Source organism: Candidatus Hydrogenedentota bacterium (assembly GCA_019695095.1).
Classification (GTDB): Bacteria; Hydrogenedentota; Hydrogenedentia; order Hydrogenedentales; family SLHB01; genus JAIBAQ01.
In genome coordinates, this window is the sequence record JAIBAQ010000379.1 from 1 (window position 1) to 2,855 (window position 2,855).

3 protein-coding genes are annotated in these 2,855 nt (G+C 58.0%); all 3 read left to right on the forward strand.

Annotation, left to right across the window (positions count from 1 at the left end; translation table 11 throughout):
- Positions 1 to 61: 61 nt before the first annotated feature.
- On the forward strand, positions 62 to 820 hold the full coding sequence (locus tag K1Y02_26615) for a class I SAM-dependent methyltransferase (GenBank protein MBX7259956.1): 759 nt from the start codon (positions 62 to 64) through the stop codon (positions 818 to 820).
- Positions 821 to 1,390: 570 nt separating this feature from the next.
- Positions 1,391 to 2,353: an ABC transporter ATP-binding protein gene (locus K1Y02_26620; protein MBX7259957.1), complete on the forward strand. Its 963-nt coding sequence runs from the start codon at positions 1,391 to 1,393 to the stop codon at positions 2,351 to 2,353.
- A partial coding sequence (locus K1Y02_26625; GenBank protein MBX7259958.1) for an ABC transporter permease occupies positions 2,353 to 2,855 on the forward strand: 503 nt, incomplete at its 3' end. The genes K1Y02_26620 and K1Y02_26625, both read left to right, overlap by 1 nt.

Here is a 2,855-nt window from a genome sequence, read left to right on the forward strand (position 1 = left end):
GGGGGACAATTTCCGCGTATTAAGCAGAGAAGATGCCCGATTGTAGAACGGAGTTGATACCATGGATTCGACGGCGCGTTTTTCCAACCGAGTACAGGACTACATTGCGTATCGACCTGGATATCCCGAGGCCATTCTTCCTTTTCTCGGAAGCGCCATCGGCTTGGGCCCGTCCTGCGTCGTTGCCGATATAGGGTCCGGCACGGGGATCTGGAGTAAGTTGTTGCTTCAAGCGGGCTGCCGCGTCTATGCCGTCGAGCCGAATGCGCCCATGCGCGAGGCAGCAGAAGTCCTGCTGGCGCAGTTTCCGTTGTTCCACAGCATCGACGGGACGGCAGAGGCCACAAAGCTGGCGAGTGCGTCCGTCGATGCAATTACCGCCGCTCAGGCTTTTCATTGGTTCCATCCGGCGAAGACCCGGCAGGAGTTCGGGCGTATTTTGAAGCCCGGAGGCCATCTGGTGTTGATCTGGAACGACCGGAGAACCGATTCCACTCCTTTTCTCCGCGACTACGAAGTGCTGCTCAAGGAACTTGGAACGGATTACGAGCAAGTCAACCATCGCAACATCGACGAAGGCCGTCTTAGTGCAATCTTTGGCCCAAGCGGTTATCGCGAGCAGGTTTTCCCGAACGCTCAACGATTCGATTGGGAAGGTTTGTATGGGCGGGCCATGTCGTCGTCTTACGTTCCTGCGGAGGGCGATCCCAGGCACCCCGACTTTGCGCGCGCCCTGCGTGCATGCTACGAGCGCCATGCGCTGGAAGGCTTCGTGCAGTTCGAGTACGACACCCGCGTGTATTACGGTAGGCTCGACTGAACTGCTATCTGCGGGCAGGCAATCGGGTTAAGCACGAAGAGAAGAGATTTCTCGCGCAGAGGCGTGGAGACGCTGGGGGCGGGTGGAGTTGGGGTGGCGTCGGTGGGTGGTTCGGATGGGGTGGAGTTGGAGTGGGCTGTGAAATTCAGATTCGGATTTTAGAAATCGGGATATGAAGGCCGAAAAAGGGACTCCGAGGTCGTTAAGCGGGTGTGGGTGGCGCTTGCGGGACGGACTCGTTCGGGTCGGTGAGGTATATTCCGGTAGGCTCGATTCGCCTTCACCTCCAAACTCCATCTGAGGCATGCAACCCCAAATGCGACACCCGAATGCGTCGTGCGGCTGGACGTGCGAAGTCATAACTCATTGACCTAGAACGACGTAGCATGATATGCTACGCGTTCCGTCCCAGACCTTCAGGGCGGTACGGACCTTGCTGTGTGCCGGAAGGGGAACTCTGTTTCCGGGCGTATACCCACGATTCCATGAGCGACCGATCTGTCTGCGGAGGGCGTTGGCCGCGTTCACGGAACCGGGCGAAAACTCGCTAAACCGTTCAGGAGAGAGAAGATGATCAGGGCTGAGAAGCTGACGATGCATTATGGGCCGGTGGTAGCGCTCAGAGATGTGTCGTTCGAGGTCAAGCAGGGCGAAATCGTCGGCCTGTTGGGCCCGAACGGCGCAGGCAAATCTACCACGATGAAGATTCTCACGACCTATCTTCATCCAACAAAGGGCACGGCCAAGGTCGGAGGGGTTGACGTACTCGACGATCCGCTGGGCGTGCGGAAGATTATCGGGTATCTTCCCGAAATCCTCCCGTTGTATATGGACATGGAGGTTCGCGAGTATCTGGCTTTCGTGGCGCAGGCTCGCGGGCTTGGCGGCGCTCAACTGCGCGCCCGCACCGAAGTCGTGCTCGAAGAGTGCGGCCTTCGCCCCATGTATCGCAAAGTGATTCGCGAGTTGTCGAAGGGGTATAAGCAGCGCGTGGGCTTGGCTCAGGCCCTTATTCATGACCCCTCCATCATCATCCTCGACGAACCGACCTCGGGTCTCGACCCGCACCAGATCCTGGAAATTCGCCACCTCATCAAGAGCCTGGCGGCAGGCAAGACGGTAATCGTTTCGACGCATATCCTGCAGGAAGTGGAAGCGACGGCGGACCGCATCGTGATCATCAATCAGGGCCGTATCGTCGGCGACGGAACGCTTGCCGAGTTGCGCGAGAAAGCGAAACAGCACGAGCGCACGCGCGTTTGCATCGCTGGTGACCGCTCTGAATTGGAGCGCTTGCTCTCCGGTATGGAAGGCACGCGTAAAGTCGAATTTGTCGCTCAAAACGGGGGCTATGCGACGTTCATTGTCCACGGCAAGGTGGGAGCCGAGTTGTGGCGTGAAGTCGGCAAGTTGGCCCGTATGAAGAATTGGGAAGTCCGCGAACTGTCCGATCATCCGCTTACGTTGGAAGAGACCTTCCTGCGGTTGACCGAACCCGCGACAGCCGGAGCCGCGAAGGAGGAGGTCGCGTAATGCAGAACATATTGACCATCATGCGCCGGGACTTGAAGGCCTACTTCACGTCTCCGATTGGCTATATCTTCATGATCGTCTTCCTGGCGATCAGCGTCGGTTTGTACATCACTTCGTTCTTTACGTTCCCCGTTGCCGACATGCGCTCGTTCTTCGGGAACATCCCACTGCTCATGTGCGTGTTCATTCCCGCGGTAACCATGCGCGTCTGGGCGGAAGAGCGGAAGGAGAATACGTGGGAACTGCTGTTGACGTTCCCCATGCGCGCCCGTGAACTTGTGCTGGGCAAGTTCCTCGCGACCTTCGTGTTTTTTGCGCTGACCCTTTCCGCGACGTGCACCGTGCCCATCATGCTGTATGCACTGGGTTCGCCGGACACCGGCGCCATCATCGGCGGATACTTGGGTACGTTGCTTCTGGGCGCGTTCTTCCTGTCCATTGGGATTTTCTTCTCGGGCTTTTGCCGAGACCAGATCGTTGCCTTCGTGGTGACCCTGCTGGT